Source organism: Pseudomonas paracarnis (assembly GCF_904063055.1).
Lineage (GTDB): Bacteria > Pseudomonadota > Gammaproteobacteria > Pseudomonadales > Pseudomonadaceae > Aquipseudomonas > Aquipseudomonas paracarnis.
This window is the reverse complement of the sequence record NZ_CAJFCN010000002.1, coordinates 498,985-518,686: the sequence shown is the minus strand read 5'-3', so window position 1 is coordinate 518,686 and position 19,702 is coordinate 498,985. Positions and strand designations below refer to the sequence as shown.

The 19,702-nt window shown below is 61.0% G+C and carries 19 protein-coding genes; 12 read left to right on the top strand and 7 right to left on the bottom strand.

Annotation, left to right across the window (positions count from 1 at the left end):
• Positions 1 to 7 precede the first annotated feature (7 nt).
• The 3 genes from JMV15_RS07000 (at position 8) to JMV15_RS06990 (ending at position 2,058) form a co-directional block, all read left to right on the top strand.
• Positions 8 to 1,093, top strand: coding sequence for a 5-(carboxyamino)imidazole ribonucleotide synthase (locus tag JMV15_RS07000; RefSeq protein ID WP_014720520.1), 1,086 nt, complete (start codon positions 8 to 10; stop codon positions 1,091 to 1,093).
• 105 nt (positions 1,094 to 1,198) lie between these two features.
• Positions 1,199 to 1,444: a GlsB/YeaQ/YmgE family stress response membrane protein gene (locus JMV15_RS06995; RefSeq protein WP_005792540.1), complete on the top strand. Its 246-nt coding sequence runs from the start codon at positions 1,199 to 1,201 to the stop codon at positions 1,442 to 1,444.
• A 77-nt stretch (positions 1,445 to 1,521) separates the two neighbouring features.
• A complete protein-coding gene (locus tag JMV15_RS06990) occupies positions 1,522 to 2,058 on the top strand; it encodes a DUF3299 domain-containing protein (protein WP_014720519.1) in 537 nt (178 codons plus the stop codon).
• A 116-nt stretch (positions 2,059 to 2,174) separates the two neighbouring features.
• On the opposite strand, the gene JMV15_RS06985 is transcribed toward JMV15_RS06990, so the two are convergent.
• Entirely contained in the window at positions 2,175 to 3,074 is a 900-nt protein-coding gene (locus tag JMV15_RS06985) for a D-hexose-6-phosphate mutarotase (protein WP_019818138.1), read from the bottom strand.
• Between the two features lie 58 nt (positions 3,075 to 3,132).
• On the bottom strand, positions 3,133 to 3,537 hold the full coding sequence (locus JMV15_RS06980) for an acyl-CoA thioesterase (RefSeq protein WP_003176975.1): 405 nt from the start codon (positions 3,535 to 3,537) through the stop codon (positions 3,133 to 3,135).
• 406 nt (positions 3,538 to 3,943) lie between these two features.
• Between JMV15_RS06980 and JMV15_RS06975 the strand changes: the two genes are divergently transcribed.
• The 7 genes from JMV15_RS06975 to JMV15_RS06945 all read left to right on the top strand — a co-directional run bounded on the left by JMV15_RS06975 (position 3,944) and on the right by JMV15_RS06945 (position 13,436).
• Complete coding sequence (locus JMV15_RS06975) at positions 3,944 to 5,233, top strand: MFS transporter (RefSeq protein WP_014720517.1); 1,290 nt, start codon at positions 3,944 to 3,946, stop codon at positions 5,231 to 5,233.
• 119 nt (positions 5,234 to 5,352) lie between these two features.
• Positions 5,353 to 6,339, top strand: coding sequence for a phosphate ABC transporter substrate-binding protein PstS (locus JMV15_RS06970; protein WP_003195633.1), 987 nt, complete (start codon positions 5,353 to 5,355; stop codon positions 6,337 to 6,339).
• Positions 6,340 to 6,823: 484 nt separating this feature from the next.
• On the top strand, positions 6,824 to 8,857 hold the full coding sequence (locus tag JMV15_RS06965; RefSeq protein WP_172832677.1) for an ABC transporter permease subunit: 2,034 nt from the start codon (positions 6,824 to 6,826) through the stop codon (positions 8,855 to 8,857).
• A 15-nt stretch (positions 8,858 to 8,872) separates the two neighbouring features.
• A complete protein-coding gene (pstA, locus tag JMV15_RS06960; RefSeq protein WP_014720515.1) occupies positions 8,873 to 10,543 on the top strand; it encodes a phosphate ABC transporter permease PstA in 1,671 nt (556 codons plus the stop codon).
• Positions 10,544 to 10,706: 163 nt separating this feature from the next.
• A complete protein-coding gene (gene pstB / locus JMV15_RS06955; protein ID WP_003195626.1) occupies positions 10,707 to 11,540 on the top strand; it encodes a phosphate ABC transporter ATP-binding protein PstB in 834 nt (277 codons plus the stop codon).
• A gap of 70 nt (positions 11,541 to 11,610) precedes the next feature.
• Positions 11,611 to 12,372 (top strand): phosphate signaling complex protein PhoU, encoded by a 762-nt coding sequence (gene phoU / locus JMV15_RS06950; protein ID WP_003195624.1) that lies wholly within the window; start codon positions 11,611 to 11,613, stop codon positions 12,370 to 12,372.
• 164 nt (positions 12,373 to 12,536) lie between these two features.
• A complete protein-coding gene (locus JMV15_RS06945) occupies positions 12,537 to 13,436 on the top strand; it encodes a response regulator (RefSeq protein ID WP_019818137.1) in 900 nt (299 codons plus the stop codon).
• A 132-nt stretch (positions 13,437 to 13,568) separates the two neighbouring features.
• Here JMV15_RS06945 and JMV15_RS06940 read toward each other — a convergent pair whose 3' ends face one another.
• The 3 genes from JMV15_RS06940 to phoB all read right to left on the bottom strand — a co-directional run bounded on the left by JMV15_RS06940 (position 13,569) and on the right by phoB (position 17,224).
• Positions 13,569 to 14,909: a hemolysin family protein gene (locus JMV15_RS06940; RefSeq protein WP_003195620.1), complete on the bottom strand. Its 1,341-nt coding sequence runs from the start codon at positions 14,907 to 14,909 to the stop codon at positions 13,569 to 13,571.
• 257 nt (positions 14,910 to 15,166) lie between these two features.
• Positions 15,167 to 16,453 (bottom strand): phosphate regulon sensor histidine kinase PhoR, encoded by a 1,287-nt coding sequence (phoR, locus tag JMV15_RS06935; protein WP_178123077.1) that lies wholly within the window; start codon positions 16,451 to 16,453, stop codon positions 15,167 to 15,169.
• A gap of 81 nt (positions 16,454 to 16,534) precedes the next feature.
• Entirely contained in the window at positions 16,535 to 17,224 is a 690-nt protein-coding gene (phoB, locus tag JMV15_RS06930; protein WP_003195617.1) for a phosphate regulon transcriptional regulator PhoB, read from the bottom strand.
• Between the two features lie 151 nt (positions 17,225 to 17,375).
• On the opposite strand from phoB, the gene JMV15_RS06925 reads away from it, so the two are divergent.
• Positions 17,376 to 17,753, top strand: coding sequence for a COG4315 family predicted lipoprotein (locus JMV15_RS06925; RefSeq protein ID WP_014720512.1), 378 nt, complete (start codon positions 17,376 to 17,378; stop codon positions 17,751 to 17,753).
• Positions 17,754 to 17,874: 121 nt separating this feature from the next.
• Here the strand turns inward: JMV15_RS06925 and ubiA are convergent, their stop codons facing one another.
• Both ubiA and JMV15_RS06915 read right to left on the bottom strand, forming a co-directional pair.
• Positions 17,875 to 18,765, bottom strand: coding sequence for a 4-hydroxybenzoate octaprenyltransferase (ubiA, locus tag JMV15_RS06920; RefSeq protein WP_014720511.1), 891 nt, complete (start codon positions 18,763 to 18,765; stop codon positions 17,875 to 17,877).
• Complete coding sequence (locus tag JMV15_RS06915) at positions 18,765 to 19,328, bottom strand: chorismate--pyruvate lyase family protein (protein ID WP_014720510.1); 564 nt, start codon at positions 19,326 to 19,328, stop codon at positions 18,765 to 18,767. The genes ubiA and JMV15_RS06915 overlap by 1 nt, the downstream gene beginning before the upstream one ends.
• A gap of 195 nt (positions 19,329 to 19,523) precedes the next feature.
• Here JMV15_RS06915 and JMV15_RS06910 point away from each other — a divergent pair, with 195 nt between their 5' ends.
• The gene (locus JMV15_RS06910; protein ID WP_014720509.1) at positions 19,524 to 19,691 is read left to right on the top strand and encodes a rubredoxin; all 168 of its coding nucleotides are present in this window, start codon (positions 19,524 to 19,526) and stop codon (positions 19,689 to 19,691) included.
• Positions 19,692 to 19,702: the final 11 nt, after the last annotated feature.

Genomic DNA, 19,702 nt, shown 5'->3' with positions numbered 1-19,702 from the left:
GTTATTGATGAAAATCGGTGTAATCGGTGGCGGCCAACTGGGCCGCATGCTGGCTTTGGCGGGTACGCCGCTGGGGATGAACTTCGCTTTCCTGGACCCGGCGCCGGACGCCTGCGCTGCGGCCCTGGGTGAACACCTGCGCGCTGACTACAGCGACCCGGACCACCTGCGCCAACTGGCCGATGAAGTCGACCTGGTGACCTTCGAATTCGAAAGCGTCCCGGCCGAAACCGTGGCCTTCCTGTCGCAGTTCGTGCCGGTGTACCCGAGCGCCGAAGCCTTGCGCATCGCTCGCGACCGCTGGTTCGAAAAGAGCATGTTCAAGGACCTGGGCATTCCGACGCCGGCCTTCGCCGACATCCAGTCCCAGGCAGACCTGGACGCCGCGGTCGCCAGCATCGGCCTGCCGGCGGTGTTGAAAACCCGCACCCTGGGTTACGACGGCAAGGGTCAGAAAGTCCTGCGTACCGCGGCCGATGTGGTCGGCACTTTTGCCGAGCTGGGCAGCGTTGCCTGCCTGCTGGAAGGCTTCGTGCCGTTTACTGGCGAAGTCTCGCTGATTGCCGTACGCGCCCGTGATGGCGAAACCCGCTTTTACCCGTTGGTGCACAACACTCACGTCAACGGCATCCTGAAAGTGTCGGTAGCCAGCACTGACCACCCGCTGCAGGCCCTGGCCGAAGACTATTCCAGCCGTGTGCTCAAGCAGCTGGATTATGTTGGCGTGATGGCGTTCGAGTTCTTTGAAGTCGACGGTGGCCTCAAGGCCAATGAAATCGCCCCGCGCGTCCACAACTCCGGACACTGGACCACTGAAGGCGCCGAGTGCAGCCAGTTCGAAAACCACCTGCGGGCGGTGGCGGGCTTGCCGTTGGGCTCCACGGCCAAGGTCGGCGAGAGCGCCATGCTCAACTTCATCGGCTCTGTACCGCCGGTGGAGCGTGTGATGGCGATCGACGATTGCCACGTGCACCACTACGGCAAGGCCTTCAAGGCCGGGCGCAAGGTCGGCCACGTCAACCTGCGTTGCAAGGATCGTGCGACGCTGCAGGCGCAGATCCTCAAGGTTGAAGCACTGATCGCCGAACAATAAGCCTGGCCACGGCGGGAACCATTGGGGTTCTGCGTCTCTCTGATTGCAGGATGCCAAAGCCTGACTAGGCTTTGGCATGACTCATACCAATCAGAGGGAAATGCCATGGGTATCATCGGAACCATCTTTATCGGCTTGATCGTCGGCCTTCTGGCGCGCTTCCTCAAGCCTGGCGACGACAGCATGGGCTGGATCATGACCATCCTGCTGGGTATCGCCGGTTCCCTGGCCGCGACCTACGGCGGTCAGGCCCTGGGGATCTACCAGGCAGGCCAGGGCGCAGGTTTCATCGGCGCGCTGGTGGGTGCCATCGTGTTGCTGGTGATCTACGGCCTGATCAAAAAGAAGTAATCAGCCGACAAAGTCCTCTGCGCTGCGCAGGCGCAGAGGGCTAGAATGCTCGGCACTTGTATTTGCCGAGCCTCTCCATGCGCCGTCTTCTGTTAACGCTTCTTCTGCTGGGCTCTGGCCTGGCGCACGCTGGCGAACTGCCGGAAACCGACTGGCTCGACCTGATGCCGCTGTCGGATCAGAAAGCTCTCGAAGCCATGCCCGAGATCGACCATAACTCTCCCGAAGCTCAAGGCACGTTCACCGAAAAGGGTGGCTTGAAGCAGAGCAAGGGCCTGCCTGCGGTGATGTATTCCACCAAGACCGTCGCAGCCATGAACGGCAAAAATATCCGCATTGGCGGCTATCCGGTGCCGCTTGAAACGGACGCCAAGGGCCGCAGCACATTGTTCTTCCTGGTGCCTTACCCGGGCGCCTGCATACACGTGCCACCACCGCCGCCTAATCAACTGGTGCTGGTGCGCTATCCCAAGGGGTTGAAGCTGGATGATATCTACACGCCGCTGTGGGTCACGGGCACGTTGAAGGTGGAGAAGGTCAATAACGACTTGGCAGATGCCGCGTACGCGCTGGAGGCCGGGAAGGTACGGGTGGTGCAGGAGTCTGATCTCTAAAGCCCAAAGCATAACCCCTGTGGAAGCTGGCTTGCCTGCGATAGCAGCGCCTCGGTGTTCCTGATACACCCAGTTGCCTGCATCGCAGGCAAGCCAGCTCCCACATTGGGTTGGGTTTACAAGGCCTGGGCCGTGATGCTCACGCCCAAGGTGTGGCTTTCCCCGGGCGCCAGGTTCACCACATCGTCCAGCACGTTGGCCGTCTCGATGCACAACATACCCTGCCAGCCGTCATCGGCCATATCGTCGAAAGCCTTGGCGCGTTCGGTCCAGGGGTTCCAGACCACGGTGGATTTCGAGCCTTCGCTGGTGAGCTGGATACGGCGCTGCCAATCGCTATCGACGATATTCAGCTGTGCCGGCGTATTCAGGTAAATGCGGTCTGTTTCGGCGCTGAAGTGCAGCAGCCCGGCTTGCTGTTTCTCGGCCCACCCGTCGGCGGTATCGATGTAAGCCACGCCATCCAGGCCCTCGACCTGAACCTTGCGCACATCGCTCACGGCGAAGTAGGTGTGCAATGCCTGGCTGAGGGTCACGATGTCGGCGCCGCGGTTGTGGCTGGTCAGGCGGATGTGCAGTTGGTCATCCAACAGCAGGCTCAGCGTCAGGTCTACCTGATGGGGCCAGCCTGGAAAGCCGCCAGCCGGCACCGGCAAAACCAGGTCCACTCGCAGCGTCTGGCCGTCGAGTTCGGTGGTGGCCAATTCCCAGCGGGCGGTGCGCACAAAACCGTGGGCGCCGGCAGGCTGATTACTCTGACGCATGGCTTTGACGCTTTGCGGGTTGCGGTCGAACACCCCGAACCACGGCCAGCACACCGGTACGCCAGTACGAATGCCTTTGCCCTGCTTGAACACGGCCTCAGGGTTCGGCCAGATCAGCGGCTGTTCGCCCTCGCGCTGGTAACTGAAGATATGCGCACCCTGTTGGGCCACCATCAACTCGGCGCCGTTGTGGCGGATGCGCCAGCAGTCCAGCTCGTCGATTTTTACCGTCTCAACGTGGGGCGTAGGCATGACAAAGCTCTCTTAGTGGCAGGCAATGGGGCAATTGACCGTTAAAACCCGGCGAGGTTTAACGCGCCCGTGACGGTACCGAGCGCGTGCGGCCGCTGCCATCGATGGCGACGAACACAAATACGGCTTCGGTCACCTTGCGCCATTCGCTGGACAACGGATCGTCGCTCCACACTTCGACCATCATCTGGATCGAGCTGCGGCCGATTTCCAGGGCCTGGGTATAGAAGGAAAGCTGCGCGCCCACGGCTACCGGCACCAGGAACGCCATGCGATCAATGGCCACGGTGGCCACGCGCCCACCGGCGACCTTGCTGGCCATTGCCGTGCCGGCCAGGTCCATCTGCGCGACCAGCCAGCCGCCGAAGATATCGCCAAAACCGTTGGTTTCACGCGGAAGCGCGGTGATTTGCAGGGCGAGATCGCCTTGCGGGATAGGATCTTCTTGTTCGAGTTCGATCATGCCGAGGGTGCCTCTGACCCGTGACGCTTCATGGGTATTTCAAGTGGATAGCCGTCTTCTCAGAAAAACGTTTCAGCACCAACATACACCGCTCGATGCGTTTCTCGTAAGGCGAACTAAAGGGAAACTCTGCCAAATCGGCTGGATGGTACCCAACAGCGTTTTGGCACAGCAGCCCCTCAAGACAGCGGGTCTGGCGCTTGCACCGGCGAGTATATCGAGACCCTGGCGCCACGACGACCTTCCGACGCTCATTTGGTCGGTAAATAGACGCTGTATTGGGGCTTTTGCGCGCAACTGTGCTCCTGGCGCTGTGCTTTTTCAGGCGATTTGCTATCTTGCCAAACCCGCCGCAAGTCACGGGCGTGCAGTCCTTTACGATGATTACTATAAGAGAAGCCTTGCCATGTCCTCCGTGCCTGCAAGCAGTGCGCAACCCTCGCGCCCGCTGACCCGCAACGACTACAAAACCCTGTCGCTGTCTGCCTTGGGCGGGGCGCTGGAGTTCTACGACTTCATCATCTTTGTGTTTTTCGCCACCGTGGTCGGGAAACTGTTCTTCCCCGTCGACATGCCCGAATGGCTGCGCATGATGCAGACCTTCGGCATCTTCGCCGCCGGCTACCTGGCCCGCCCCTTGGGCGGCATCATCATGGCGCACTTTGGTGACCTGCTGGGCCGCAAGAAAATGTTCACCTTGAGCATCTTCATGATGGCCGTGCCCACCCTGATCATGGGCTTGCTTCCGACCTACGCGCAGATCGGCCTGTGGGCGCCGGTCCTGTTGCTGCTGATGCGCATCATCCAGGGCGCTGCGATTGGCGGCGAAGTACCGGGCGCCTGGGTGTTCGTCTCCGAGCACGTGCCGCCGCGCCACATCGGCTACGCCTGCGGCACCCTGACCAGCGGCCTCACCGCCGGTATTCTGCTGGGCTCGTTGGTGGCTACCGCCATCAATAGCGCCTATACACCGGAACAGGTCTCTGATTACGCCTGGCGGATTCCTTTCCTACTCGGCGGCGTATTCGGCCTGCTGTCGGTGTATCTGCGTCGTTGGCTGCATGAAACCCCGATCTTCGCCGAGATGCAGCAACGCAAGAGCCTGGCCGCTGAACTGCCCTTGCGCGCCGTATTGCGCGATCACCGTGGCGCCATTGTGCTGTCGATGCTGTTGACCTGGCTGCTGTCGGCCGGCGTGGTGGTAGTCATCCTGATGACCCCGACCGTGTTGCAAACTATCTATCACTTCAGCCCCACGGTGGCACTGCAGGCCAACAGCCTGGCCATCGTGACCTTGAGCCTGGGTTGCATCGCCGCAGGCGCGCTGGCCGACCGTTTTGGCGCCGGTCGCGTGCTGGTCACCGGTTGCGCACTGTTGCTGGCGACCTCCTGGACGCTGTATCACAGCCTGATGGCCCACCCGGACTGGCTGTTCCCGTTGTATGCCCTGACCGGCTTGTTTGTCGGCACCATCGGCGTGGTGCCCTACGTGATGGTCAAAGCCTTCCCGCCGGTGGTGCGCTTCAGCGGTCTGTCGTTCTCCTACAACGTTGCTTATGCCGTGTTCGGCGGGTTGACGCCATTGGCGGTGTCGCTGCTGATGAAGGAGAGCCCGATGGGCCCGGCTTACTATGTGGCCGTCCTGTGTGTGATGGGGATGCTGGTGGGCGGGTATCTGTGGAAACGCGGTCGCTGAAGCCTGCACATTCAGATAGTGGCCTTTCATCTAATTGTCATATTTCAGACATAGAGTGTTCACACGGCCTGCCGATACTTGGCCCCGATCCAATTATCCCTATCTGCTAGGAGCAAGGCATGAAACTGAAACGTTTGATGGCGGCAATGACTTTTGTCGCTGCTGGCGTTGCGACCGCCAACGCGGTGGCCGCTGGTGTTGATCCGGCAATCCCGGCTTACGTCAAGACCACTGGTGTGTCGGGCAACCTGTCCAGCGTCGGTTCCGATACCCTGGCTAACCTGATGACCCTGTGGGCCGAGGGTTACAAAAAGGAATACCCGAACGTCAACATCCAGATTCAAGCTGCCGGCTCTGCCACTGCGCCACCTGCGTTGACTGAAGGCACCTCCAACCTGGGCCCGATGAGCCGCAAGATGAAGGACACCGAACTGGCGGCCTTCGAGCAGAAGTACGGCTACAAGCCAACGGCAATCCCGGTTGCGGTGGATGCCCTGGCGGTATTTGTGCACAAGGACAACCCGATCCAGCACCTGACCATGGAACAGGTCGATGCGATCTTCTCCTCGACGCGTCTGTGCGGCGCCAAAGCCGATGTGAAAACCTGGGGTGACCTGGGCGTGACCGGCGACCTGGCCAACAAGCCAGTGCAACTGTTCGGGCGTAACTCGGTATCCGGCACCTACGGCTACTTCAAGGAAGAAGCCCTGTGCAAAGGTGACTACAAGCCAAACGTGAACGAACAACCGGGCTCGGCTTCGGTCGTGCAGTCGATCAGCTCCTCGCTGAACGGCATCGGTTACTCGGGCATCGGCTACAAGACCGCCAGCGTGAAGACCGTGCCATTGGCCAAGAAAGGCAGCACTGACTACATCGAAGACTCCGAAGAGAACGCCCTGAACGGCAAGTATCCGCTGTCGCGTTTCCTCTACGTGTATGTCAACAAAGCCCCGAACAAGCCACTGGCACCGCTGGAAGCTGAGTTCGTGAAACTGGTGCTGTCCAAGCAGGGCCAGGAAGTGGTGGTCAAAGACGGCTACATCCCGCTGCCAGCCAAAGTCGCCGCCAAGGCCCTGGCTGACCTGGGTCTGAAAGAAGGCAACTAAGCCTGCGATACCTGATGTAGACGCATGCTTTTCTGTGGGAGCGGGCTTGCCCGCGATGCTGGCGACGCGGTTTAGCGTTGAAATCGTGTTGATGCCATCGCGGGCAAGCCCGCTCCCACATAAGCAGTCTGCATCCCTAATTTTTTATCCGCTGCCAGCCCTGCTTCGCGGCGGATTTGTTGCGTCACTGCACTGTCATCTTTCTGTCATACAGGATCACTAGGGTGTGCGCATGAATGATCTGGCCAATTCCACCATGACGACGACTTCCCCTCCCAAGCGCATTGATTTCAATACGCCTGAGCTGCAACGCAAGCGCCGCATCCGCGCGCTCAAGGATCGCTTCACCCGTTGGTATGTGCTGGTCGGCGGCCTCGCCGTGCTGGCCGCCATTACCCTGATCTTCTTCTTCCTCGCCTATGTGGTTGCGCCATTGTTCCAGGGCGCCTCGTTGACCAAGGAAGACGCGTTGACGCCCGCTTGGATGCAGGACGCCGGCAAGCCGTTGATGATCTCCCTCGAAGAACAGAACCAGGTCGCCATGCGGGTTTCCGACAAGGGCCAGGCGCTGTTCTTTGCCGTGGACACCGGTGCCGAGCTCAAGCGTGTCGACCTGCCGATTCCGGCCGGTACCAGTGTTGCTTCCATTGGTGAAGATCAGCCGGGCAGCCCGCTGGTGATTCTCGGCTTGTCCAATGGCCAGTCTTTGGTGTTCCGCCACACCTATAAGGTGTCGTACCCCGACGGCAAGAAAACCATCACCCCAGCGATCGAGTACCCCTACGGCGAAACGCCGATCGTGCTGGATGACGCCGGTCGCCCGCTGGAGCACGTCGCGCTCAACGCCACCGACACCTCCCTGGTGGTGGCAGGTTCCGCCGGTTCGCACTTGAACGTGCTGACCCTGAGCCGCGAAGAAAACATGATGACCGGTGAGGTCACCAGCGAGCAGAAGCGTGTCGAGCTGCCGCAGATGACCGAGCCGGTGAAGGCGATCTTCATCGACCCACGCCAGCAGTGGCTGTACGTGATCAACGGCCGTGCCCTGGCCGACGTGTTCAGCCTGCGCGACAAGAGCCTCAACGGGCGCTACAAGCTGCTGGAAGACGCCGACACGGAAATCACCGCCAGCACCCAGTTGGTCGGCGGCATCTCGCTGATCCTGGGTAACTCCAAAGGCGGTCTGGCCCAGTGGTTCATGGCCCGTGACCCGGATGGCGAGCAACGCCTGAAGCAGATCCGCACCTTCCAGATGGGCACTGCACCCATCGTCGAAATCAGCGCTGAAGAGCGCCGCAAAGGCTTCACCGCCCTGGATGCTGCTGGCCAGTTCGGCGTGTTCCACAGCACCGCCCATCGCACCTTGCTGGTGGACCCGGTGGTCGATGGCCAGGGCCTGTTCGGCATGTCGCCACGGGCCAACCGTGTGATCGTCGAGGCGGGTGGCAAGCTGCAACCGTTGTTGCTCGACAACCCGCACCCGGAAGTGTCGTGGAGCGCGTTGTGGAGCAAGGTCTGGTACGAGAACTACGACGAGCCTAAATACGTCTGGCAATCCACGGCCGCCAACACCGATTTTGAACCCAAGATGAGCCTGGCCCCGCTGACCTTCGGCACCTTGAAGGCCGCGTTCTACGCCATGTTGCTGGCGGCGCCACTGGCGGTTGCTGCAGCGATCTACACCGCTTACTTCATGGCGCCGAGCCTGCGCCGCAAGGTCAAGCCGGTGATCGAACTGATGGAAGCCATGCCGACGGTGATCCTCGGATTCTTCGCCGGCCTGTTCCTGGCGCCGTATGTGGAAGGGCATCTGCCGGGCATTTTCAGCCTGTTGATGCTGTTGCCGATTGGCATCCTGGTCGCCGGCTTTGTCTTCAGCCGCTTGCCTGAGTCGATCCGCCTGCGCGTTCCCGATGGCTGGGAAAGCGCGATCCTGATTCCGGTGATCCTGTTCGTGGGTTGGCTCTCGCTGTACATGAGCCCGTACCTGGAAACCTGGTTTTTCGGCGGTGACATGCGCATGTGGATCTCCCACGATCTGGGCATTACCTACGACCAGCGCAACGCGTTGGTGGTCGGCCTGGCCATGGGTTTTGCCGTGATCCCGAACATCTACTCCATCGCCGAAGACGCCGTGTTCAGCGTGCCACGCGGCCTGACCCTGGGGTCCCTGGCACTGGGCGCCACGCCGTGGCAGACCATGACCCGCGTGGTCATCCTCACCGCCAGCCCGGGCATCTTCTCGGCGCTGATGATCGGCATGGGCCGCGCCGTGGGCGAGACCATGATCGTACTGATGGCCACCGGTAACACCCCGGTGATGGAGATGAACCTGTTCGAGGGCCTGCGCACCCTGGCGGCCAACGTTGCGGTGGAGATGCCCGAGTCGGAAGTGGGCGGCAGTCATTACCGCGTGCTGTTCCTCTCGGCGCTGGTGCTGCTGTTGTTCACCTTCATCATGAACACCCTCGCCGAGCTGATTCGTCAGCGTCTGCGCAAGAAATACTCGTCGCTTTAAGAAAGGTAGAAGTCTGTGAAACAGAACTCCCTGAATGGATGGTTCAAGAGCGGCGCCCCCGGCGTCTGGATCAGCGGTGGCGCGGTGTCCATCGCGGTCATCATGACCATTGGTTTGCTGGCTGTGATTGCGGTGCGGGGCCTGGGCCATTTCTGGCCGGCCGACCTGATCCAGGCCAACTACAACGTGCCAGGCCAGGCCAACCACATCGTCATCGGCGAAGTGGTCCAGAAAGAAGAAGTGCCGCGTGAGCGTCTGAAAAGCGCGGGCCTGCCAGTGCCGGACCAAGGCCCGGAATTCATGACCCGTGAGCTGATCAAGGTCGGCAATCGCGACCTGAACGGCAACGACTTCACCTGGATTGTCGGCGAGTGGCTGAAGGACCAGAGCAAGCCTGCGAACCTGATGGCCATCGAGCGTCGTGAGTGGGGCAACTTCTACGGCACCCTGGTCAACGTCAAGCAGGACGGCAAGGTGATTGCCGAAGGCGAGGCCGCGTGGCCGGAGCTGCAAGCTCGCGTGGACCGCGTGAACAAGCTGGCCGCTCAGCTCAAGAGCCTGGAAAAAACCGATATTGGCGCGATCAACGCCGGGTTGGAGCGCATCCGCCTGCACGGTCGCAAACTGGAACTGGAAGGCAAGCTCGACGCTGCCGCCCAGGCCGACATGGACGCCGACCGCGCCGAGCTGAATGCGCGCTACCAGGACATCGAAGCGCGCCTGGCCGACCTGCATGCCCAATTCAACCGCGACGCCCTGACGGCGCGTGACGGCAACGGCAAGGAAGTGGAAATCGGCATCGGCAAAGTGGTGCACGCCTACCAGCCGAACGCCATGGGCACGATGACCAAGATCGGTTTCTACTTCAGCAAGGTCTGGGAATTCCTCAGCGATGACCCACGGGAAGCCAACACCGAAGGCGGGATCTTCCCGGCCATCTTCGGCACCGTGATGATGACCCTGATCATGGCAATGATCGTGACCCCGTTTGGCGTACTGGCCGCGGTGTACCTGCGTGAATACGCCAAGCAGAACACCTTGACGCGCATCATCCGCATCGCCGTGAACAACCTGGCCGGTGTACCGGCGATCGTCTACGGCGTGTTCGGCCTTGGCTTCTTCGTGTATGTATTGGGGGGCTCGGTCGATCGTCTGTTCTTCGCTGAAGCGCTGCCTGCGCCGACCTTCGGTACGCCGGGGCTGCTCTGGGCTTCGCTGACCCTGGCGCTGCTGGCGGTGCCGGTGGTGATCGTGGCCACCGAAGAGGGCCTGGCGCGGATCCCTCGAACCGTGCGTGAAGGCTCCTTGGCACTGGGCGCGACCAAGGCGGAAACGCTGTGGAAGATCGTGCTGCCGATGGCCAGCCCGGCCATGATGACCGGCATGATCCTCGCCGTGGCCCGCGCCGCCGGTGAAGTGGCGCCGCTGATGCTGGTGGGTGTGGTGAAACTGGCGCCGTCGCTGCCGCTGGACGGCAACTACCCGTACCTGCACCTGGATCAGAAGATCATGCACCTGGGCTTCCATATTTATGACGTCGGCTTCCAGAGCCCCAACGTCGAAGCGGCACGGCCTTTGGTGTACGCCACCGCGTTGCTGCTGGTGCTGGTGATCGCCACGCTCAACCTGTCGGCAGTGTGGATTCGTAACCACCTGCGCGAAAAATACAAAGCGCTGGACAGCTAATGCGATCCAATGTGGGAGCTGGCTTGCCTGCGATGCAGACGACGCGGTGTATCAGTAAGACCGCAGTGATGCCATCGCAGGCAAGCCAGCTCCCACAGACACAGAATTTGAGTAAGCCGCCCCGGCGGTTCAACGAATGAATTGGTAGCACAGGGAGCATCCCATGCAACACGAAACCCAATCCCACGGCATCAACATGTCTGCCCTGGGTCGCGACAAGCAGAGCCTGAGCCTGGCCCAGGAAACCGTGGCCATCGAAGTACCGGGCCTGAGTCTGTACTACGGTGACAAGCAGGCGCTGTTCGACGTCAGCATGAACATCCCAAAACAGCGTGTGACCGCCTTTATCGGCCCGTCGGGCTGCGGCAAGTCGACGTTGTTGCGTACCTTCAACCGCATGAATGACCTGGTGGACGGTTGCCGTGTGGAAGGCGCGATCAACCTCTACGGCACCAATATCTACCGCAAGGGCGAGGACGTGGCCGAGCTGCGTCGCCGCGTGGGCATGGTGTTCCAGAAGCCCAACCCGTTCCCCAAGACCATCTACGAAAACGTGGTCTACGGCCTGCGTATCCAGGGTATCAACAAGAAACGCATCCTCGATGAAGCCGTTGAGTGGGCGCTCAAGGGCGCGGCATTGTGGGACGAGGTCAAGGACCGCCTGCACGAATCGGCACTCGGCTTGTCCGGCGGCCAGCAGCAGCGTCTGGTGATCGCCCGTACCATCGCCGTAGAGCCGGAAGTGCTGCTGCTCGACGAACCGTGCTCGGCCCTCGACCCGATCTCCACCCTGAAAGTCGAAGAGCTGATCTACGAGCTCAAGTCCAAGTTCACCATCGTCATCGTGACCCACAACATGCAACAGGCGGCGCGGGTTTCCGACTACACCGCGTTTATGTACATGGGCAAGCTGGTGGAGTTCGGCGACACCGACACCCTGTTCACCAATCCGGCGAAGAAGCAGACCGAAGACTACATCACCGGTCGCTACGGCTAGGAAGCTGTGGTTCTGATTGCACTGACGCTGCGGTTTTCCGCACCTTACCGGACGCTCCAAGGACGCCAACATGATTAGCAAAGAAGGCCTTACCCACCACATCTCCGCGCAGTTCAATGCCGAGCTTGAGGAAGTGCGCAGCCACCTCCTGGCGATGGGCGGGCTGGTGGAGAAGCAAGTCAATGATGCGGTCACCGCGCTGATCGAGGCCGACTCGGGCCTGGCCCAGCAAGTGCGTGAGATTGATGAGCAGATCAACCAGATGGAACGCAATATCGACGAAGAGTGCCTGCGCATTCTCGCCCGTCGCCAGCCGGCGGCCTCGGACCTGCGTTTGATCATCAGCATTTCCAAGTCGGTGATCGACCTGGAACGCATCGGTGACGAAGCCACCAAGATTGCCCGCCGCGCCATCCAGCTGTGCGAAGAGGGTGAAGCCCCCCGTGGCTACGTGGAGGTGCGCCATATCGGCGATCAGGTGCGCAACATGGTGCGCGATGCCCTCGACGCCTTCGCCCGCTTTGACGCCGAACTGGCGTTGTCGGTGGCCCAGTACGACAAGATCATCGACCGCGAATACAAGACCGCGCTGCGCGAGTTGGCCACTTACATGATGGAAGACCCGCGCTCGATCTCGCGGGTCTTGAACATTATCTGGGTGCTGCGTTCCCTGGAGCGTATCGGCGACCACGCGCGCAATATCTCGGAATTGGTGATTTATCTGGTGCGCGGCACCGATGTGCGGCACATGGGCCTCAAGCGCATGAAAGCCGAAGTTGAAGGGACTGCTGATCTAATCCCTAATGTTTCGGGCGAATCTGACGATAAGTAAGGTTGCCCGAGAAATTAACGCCCGGCCTCTGGCCGGGCGTTTTCGTTTGTGGCATCTGAATTTTTTGCACAGCAGGCGCCATAAAGTCCTTCTGTGACCCGCGAGTTTTGGCAAAATGCCATCAGTCAGGCGTTTTGCAGACGTTTTTATAGGATGAAGGGTCGATGAGTAAAGTCAGTGTGTTGGTGGTGGATGACGCCTCGTTTATTCGCGACCTGGTGAAGAAGTGCCTGCGCAATTACTTCCCCGGAATCAAGATCGAAGATGCGGTGAACGGCAAAAAGGCGCAATCCATCCTGATGCGCGAAACCTTCGACCTGGTGCTGTGTGACTGGGAAATGCCGGAAATGTCCGGTATTGAGCTGTTGACCTGGTGCCGCGAGCAAGCGCACCTGAAGGCCATGCCGTTCGTGATGGTGACCAGCCGTGGCGACAAGGAAAACGTGGTGCAGGCCATCCAGGCGGGCGTTTCCGGCTACGTGAGTAAGCCGTTCACCAACGAGCAGTTGCTGAACAAGGTCAAGCAAGCCCTGCACAAGATCGGTCGCCTCGATGCGCTGATAGCCAGCGCGCCGACCAAGATGAACTCAGCCTTTGGCAACGACTCCCTGAGCGCCCTGACCGGCGGCAAACCCGAAGCGGTCAAGCCGGCCGCGGTGGCGGCGCCCAGCAAAGGTTTGCTCAATACACCGCCAGTCAAGGCCACCGCCGCAGCGGCGCCGGCTGGCAGTCGCGGTCAGGGCCAATTGCGCCTCGCAAGCGGCACCCAGCAATGCGTGATCAAGGCCCTGAGCATCAAGGAAGCGTTGCTGGTGGTAAAGCGTGGCGAGGTCCTGCCTCAGGTGCTGGAAAGCGCCGTGCTCGACCTTGAACAGGGCGACAACGCCGAAGTCGCACGGCTCAACGGCTACCTGCACGCCATCGTCGCCTACGAGCCCAAGCCCGACAGCGACTGGTTGCAGCTGACCTTCCGCTTTATCGACCAGGATGCGCAGAAGCTGGACTACATTTCCCGCCTGATCGCCCGTGGCACGGCGCAGAAGCATTTCGTGCCGGGTGCGTGACCCTTCAAGGCGACGCTTAGTCCATGTGGGAGCGGGCTTGCCCGCGATAGCAATCTCTCAGTCAACGATGCGCTGGCTGACCCACCGCTATCGCGGGCAAGCCCGCTCCCACACACAGCACTGCGCTTGCAGTCAGTCCAGCAGCAAGACCTTGGCCAACACGATCTTCGGCCCTTTCATCTTCTTGATGATGATCCGCAAGCCTTCAACTTCCAGCACTTCTTCTTCTTCCGGCACGCGCTTGAGCGTGTCGTAGATCAGGCCGGCCAGGGTTTCGGCTTCGATGTGGTCCAGGTCGACGCCCAGCAGGCGTTCCACCTTGAACAACGGCGTGTCCCCACGCACCAGCAGTTTGCCGGGCTGGTAGGCGAGGATGCCGCGCTCGGCCTTGCGGTGTTCGTCCTGGATATCGCCCACCAGCACTTCCAGCACGTCTTCCATGGTCAGGTAACCGATAATCTTGCCGTCGGCCTCTTCCACCAGGGCGAAGTGCGCGCCGCCTTTGCGGAACTGCTCCAGCAGTTGCGACAACGGCATATGTCGCGATACGCGTTCCAATGGGCGGGTCAATTCGGCCAGGTTGAACGATTCGGGGATATGGTCCAGGGCCGCCAGTTCCAGCAGCAAATCCTTGATGTGCAGCAAGCCGACGAACTCGTTGCGCACCGCGTCATACACCGGGTAACGGCTGAATTTGTGACGACGGAACAGCGCGAGGATTTCCTTGAGCGGGGCGTTGAAGTCCAGGGTCACCAGGTCTTCCCGGGAGTTGGCCCAGTCCACTACTTCCAGCTCGCCCATTTCCACGGCGGAGGCCAGTACACGCATGCCTTGGTCGCTGGGGTCCTGGCCGCGGCTGGAGTGCAGGATCAGCTTGAGTTCTTCGCGGCTGTAATGGTGCTCATGGTGGGGGCCAGGCTCGCCTTGGCCCGCGATACGCAGGATCGCGTTGGCACTGGCGTTGAGCAGGTAGATAGCCGGGTACATCGCCCAGTAGAACAGGTACAGCGGCACGGCCGTCCATAGCGACAGCAGCTCGGGTTTGCGAATCGCCCAGGATTTGGGCGCCAGTTCACCGACCACGATGTGCAGGTAGGAAATCACGAAGAAGGCGGCAAAGAACGACACGCCCTTGATCACTTCCGGCGACTGCACGCCGACCGCGCCCAGCATCGGCTCGAGGATGTGCGCAAAGGCCGGTTCACCGACCCAGCCCAGGCCCAGGGACGCCAGGGTGATACCCAGCTGGCAAGCCGACAGGTAGGCGTCGAGCTGGCTGTGCACGGTACGCAGGATCTGCCCGCGCCAGCCGTTCTTATGGGCAATGGCCTCGACGCGGGTAGCGCGCAGTTTGACCATGGCAAATTCCGCCGCAACGAAGAAACCGTTGAGCAGTACCAGGATCAGTGCAAAAAGAATCATGCCGAAATCGGCGAAGAGTGTCGCGAGGGTGATGCCAGGGGAAGGGTCCATGATGGGGTTTTGCAGGTTCCGTGTGTTCAATAAGGGGTGACAGGTGGGCCTGAAAGGCAGGCACAAGTCGGCCAATGTAGCGGCTGACGGGGCGCTTGCCTAGTGCCCGCTGCCGGGCGGGGCTGCAAAGTCGTGTCGCAGAACCCGTGTGGGAGCTGGCTTGCCTGCGATGGCGGTCTGCCTGCTACCGATAATTTGGCTGACCCGCCGCCATCGCAGGCAAGCCAGCTCCCACAGTGGGCCGTGCTCACTTCCACTTAATCATCGGCCTCGACCGCTCGCGAACGGTTTACCTGCGCCGGCGGAAAGTGACAGGTAAAGGTACTGCCATGCCCCAGCACGCTGCTGATTTCCAGGCGGGCCCGATGGCGCAACAGCACATGTTTGACGATGGCCAGGCCCAGCCCGGTGCCGCCGGTATTGGAGTTACGGCTGGAATCGACACGGTAGAAGCGCTCGGTCAGGCGCGGCAGGTGCTTGGCGTCGATACCGATACCCGAGTCCTGCACACTCAGGTGTGCGCCATGCTCGTCGGCCCACCAGCGAATGCGGATATTGCCCTTGTCCTGGGTGTACTTCACCGCGTTGAACACCAGGTTGGAGAAGGCGCTGCGTAGTTCGCCTTCACTGCCCTTGAGCAATACGGTTGGGTCGGCCTCCAGCGTGATCTGCTGCCCGCGTTCGCCTGAGAGCGCCTGGGCATCGTTCTTGATCGTCTGCAACAGGCTCTGCACCGCCACGGGGTGGTTATCCGAGGGGTAGTCCGTGGCTTCAAGCTTGGCCAGCAACAGCAGGTCGTTGAGCAGGGTTTGCATGCGTGAGCCTTGTTGCTGCATCTGCTGCAGGGCGCGGCTCCAGCGCGGGTTGATCTCATCGACATTGTCCAGCAACGTCTCCAGGTAGCCGCAGATCACCGTCAAGGGCGTGCGCAACTCGTGGGAGACGTTGGCGACGAAGTCCTTGCGCATCTGTTCCAGCTGGTGGATACGGGTCACGTCACGTACCAGCATCAAGTGTTCGTTGTTGCCGTAGCGGGTCAGGTACAGCTGGATGCGCACGCGGTCGTTGGTGGGCGAGGGGATTTCCAGGGCTTCTTCGTAGTTGTCCTGCTCGAAGTACTCCTTGAAGCGCGGGTGGCGCACCAGGTTGGTCACCGGCTGGCCGCTGTCCTGGGGCGTCTTGAGGCCCAGCAGAGTCTCGGCGGCGCGGTTCCACCATTCGAGGTTGCCGTCGCTGTCGAGCATGATCACCGCGTCCTTGAGTGCGGCGGTGGACTCCTGCACCCGGTCGATCACCGCTTGCAGGCGCCCGCGTACCCGTTGGTCGCGGCGTTGCAGGTGGTAGATGCTGTCGAACACCTCGCCCCACAGGCCATAGCCATCGGGCGGTGCTTCGTCGGGTTTGTGCTGGCGCAGCCATTCATGCAGGCGCAGCAATTGTTTGAGGGTCCAGCCCAGGTACAACGCGATGCCGGCGGCCAGGCTCCAGCCGTAATAGCCACTGATCAGCCCGACCAGCAGGCAGGCAGTGATCAACAGAAGCATGTGGCGGATCAGGGTGCCGTGCCAGTTCTGGTTCACTTAAACATGCGTCCTTGTCAGCTGTTTAGGGAGGAAGGGACTGGCTCAGCCTTTGGTAGAAAACCGATAGCCGGTGCCGCGCACGGTTTGTACCAGATTCTCGTACGCATCGCCCAAGGCTTTGCGCAGGCGGCGGATATGCACATCCACAGTGCGCTCTTCCACATAGACGTTGCCGCCCCATACCTGGTCGAGCAGTTGGCCACGGGTGTAGGCACGCTCCTGGTGGGTCATGAAGAACTGCAGCAGGCGGTATTCGGTCGGTCCCATCTCGGCAGGCTTGCCGTCGATGGTCACGCGGTGGCTGATCGGGTCCAGGATCAAGCCGTCGACTTCGATAGGCGCTTCGCCATCGGTCGGGCCGGCGCGGCGCAGCACGGCTTTGAGGCGCGCCACCAGTTCCCGTGGGGAGAACGGCTTGGTGATGTAGTCATCGGCGCCGACTTCCAGGCCCTGGATCTTGTTGTCCTCTTCGCCCTTGGCGGTGAGCATGATGATCGGGATGTCCCCGGTCAGCTCGTCACGCTTGAGACGGCGGGCCAACTCGATGCCTGAGGTGCCGGGCAGCATCCAGTCGAGCAGGATCAGGTCCGGCTTGCGGTCGACGATAATGGCGTGGGCCTGCTGGGAGTTCTCCGCCTCCAGGCAGTCATAGCCGGCCATTTCCAACGCGACGGCGATCATTTCGCGAATGGGCGCTTCGTCGTCAACGATCAGAATGCTCCTGCCAACCATGCTCAATCCTCTTGTCATTTAACTGTCTTGCGCCGCATTAGATAACGGAATTATTGCAGTCGTGTGACAGTAATTTAGTCGCTTGGGCAATTAACGGCACTCTGGACTACCCTTTGGGTCCGAATCCTGACAACCACAAAGGAAGGTTCCGATGACTTACAGCACTGTTTCCTGGAAAGCCCTGCTGGTATCTGCGGTGTTGACGCTGCCAGGCCTGGCGTTTGCGGCAGAGCCGGCGATGACCCAAGACGGGATGTTAGTGGATCACAAGGGGATGACGCTCTATACCTTCGACAAGGACGCTGATGGCAAATCAGTGTGCAAGGACCAGTGCGCGACCAACTGGCCACCGCTGAAGGCAGAGTCCACTGACACCAAGACCGGCGATTGGACGGTGATCACCCGCGACGACCAGACCAGCCAGTGGGCCTACAAAGGCAAGCCTGTCTACACCTACAAGGACGACAAGAAAGCCGGTGACAAGACCGGTGATGGCAAGGGTAGCGTCTGGCACATCATCAAGCCTTAAGTCTGCGGCGCTGCTGAATCCATCGGGGGCAAGCCCCTCCCAATTTTTTGATCTGCGAATACAGTCAAAATGTGGGAGCTGGCTTGCCTGCGATGGCGTCCCAACAGCCACCACAGAATCCTCAGCGAACCGCGTAATCCACCACGATCCCGACAAAAATCGCCAACCCCGCCCAGTGGTTATGCAAGAACGCCTTGAAGCACTTCATGCGGTCCCTGTCACGCGTGTACCAGAACTCCCAGACAAAGCAGCCCGCTGCCGCCAGCAACCCCAGGTGGAACCACCCGCCCAACTCGAACCGCGCGCCGGCCAGCAACAGGCATGCCAGCGCCAGGCCTTGCAGGGTGAGGATGATCACGCGGTCAGCGTCACCGAACAGAATGGCGGTGGATTTCACCCCGATCTTCAAGTCGTCATCGCGGTCGGTCATGGCGTAATAGGTGTCGTAGCCCACCGTCCACAACAGGTTGGCGATGTACAGCAGCCACGCGGTGGCAGGCAAATGGCCGGTCTCGGCGGTAAACGCCATCGGCATGCCCCAGGAAAACGCTGCGCCCAGCACCACTTGGGGGTAATAGGTGTAGCGCTTCATGAACGGGTAGCTCGCCGCCAGAGCCAGGCCGCCCAGGGAGAGCAGGATGGTGCTGGCGTTGGTCAGCAGCACCAGCAGGAAACTGATGCCCATCAGCACGGCAAAAAACACCAGCGCTTCTTTCGAACTGATCTTGCCGCTCACCAGCGGGCGTTGCTCGGTGCGTTTCACATGGCCATCGACCTTGCGGTCGGCCCAGTCGTTGATCACGCAGCCGCCGGCCCGGGTGAGCACCACGCCCAGCACGAAAATCACGATATTGATCAGCGACGGCGAACCCTTGCCGGCGATCCACAGGGCCCACAGCGTCGGCCACAGCAGCAGGTAGATGCCGATGGGCTTGTCCATGCGCGTCAACTGAATGAAATCCCAGGCCCTGGGGTTCAGGCGGTTCAAGGACTTGAGCAGACGTTGGTACATCAGCAGTTCTCCGGATGATCGTGCAACGCGCGCCAGAAACCTGGCAAAAAGACTTCCGCCACCAGCACGCTCAGCGCTCCGCGGTCGAAGCGCGAGCGGCGTGCCCACAGATTATCGGCCTGGTCCGCTGTCGGCAGCCAGGCACGAGGGTAGTGACACACTTCAATGGCCTGGCGGGTGAAGGCGCGGTCGCAGAACAGCAACTCGCCCAGCGAACGGCTGCCCAGCTCGTCCATGTGCAGGCCATCGCCCTGCAAAGCACTGCGGGCCGCCACGCTGCGGGCGAACACCCAAGGCAGGCCGTGCCCGCGCAAATACACCTCGCGTACCCAGCCGATACTGGCCGGCGGCAGGTCCAGGGCGGCGCATTCATCATCGCGCAACGGTTGCCAGCCTTCGAACAGCGGCGTCACGCTGAAAGCCTCGTTGGACAGCCACGTCAGCCGTCGCGTCAGCGAGCCTTCGTCAAATAGCCAGTTGAGGGTCAAGGGCGTGGGCAAGGGGCTCAGAAGGCTCTGGGTCAGCCATTGGCAAGCATCGGGAAGGGCGATTGAGTGCGGCACGGTGAGTCAGTATTGGCAGCAAAAGAGGCGGCGAGCTTACCATGGCACCCTGAACTTTTGCCGCGCCAAACCGGCCGTTTGCGTCGAACGTGCTTGCATCTGCCGGCCCCGATCAGTACAAAACGCCCTGAGCCGCGCGGCAACGCTGGATCCATCGACCGCCGGCCAACACGCCTGAACCTGAGGAAGCACGTAATGAAGAAGTGGCAATGTATCGTCTGTGGCCTTATTTACAACGAAGCGGACGGCTGGCCGGATGACGGTATTGCACCAGGCACTCTGTGGCAGGACGTCCCGGAAGACTGGCTGTGCCCGGACTGCGGCGTGGGTAAGTCGGACTTCGAAATGATCGAAATCGCGTAATCCCGAATTTA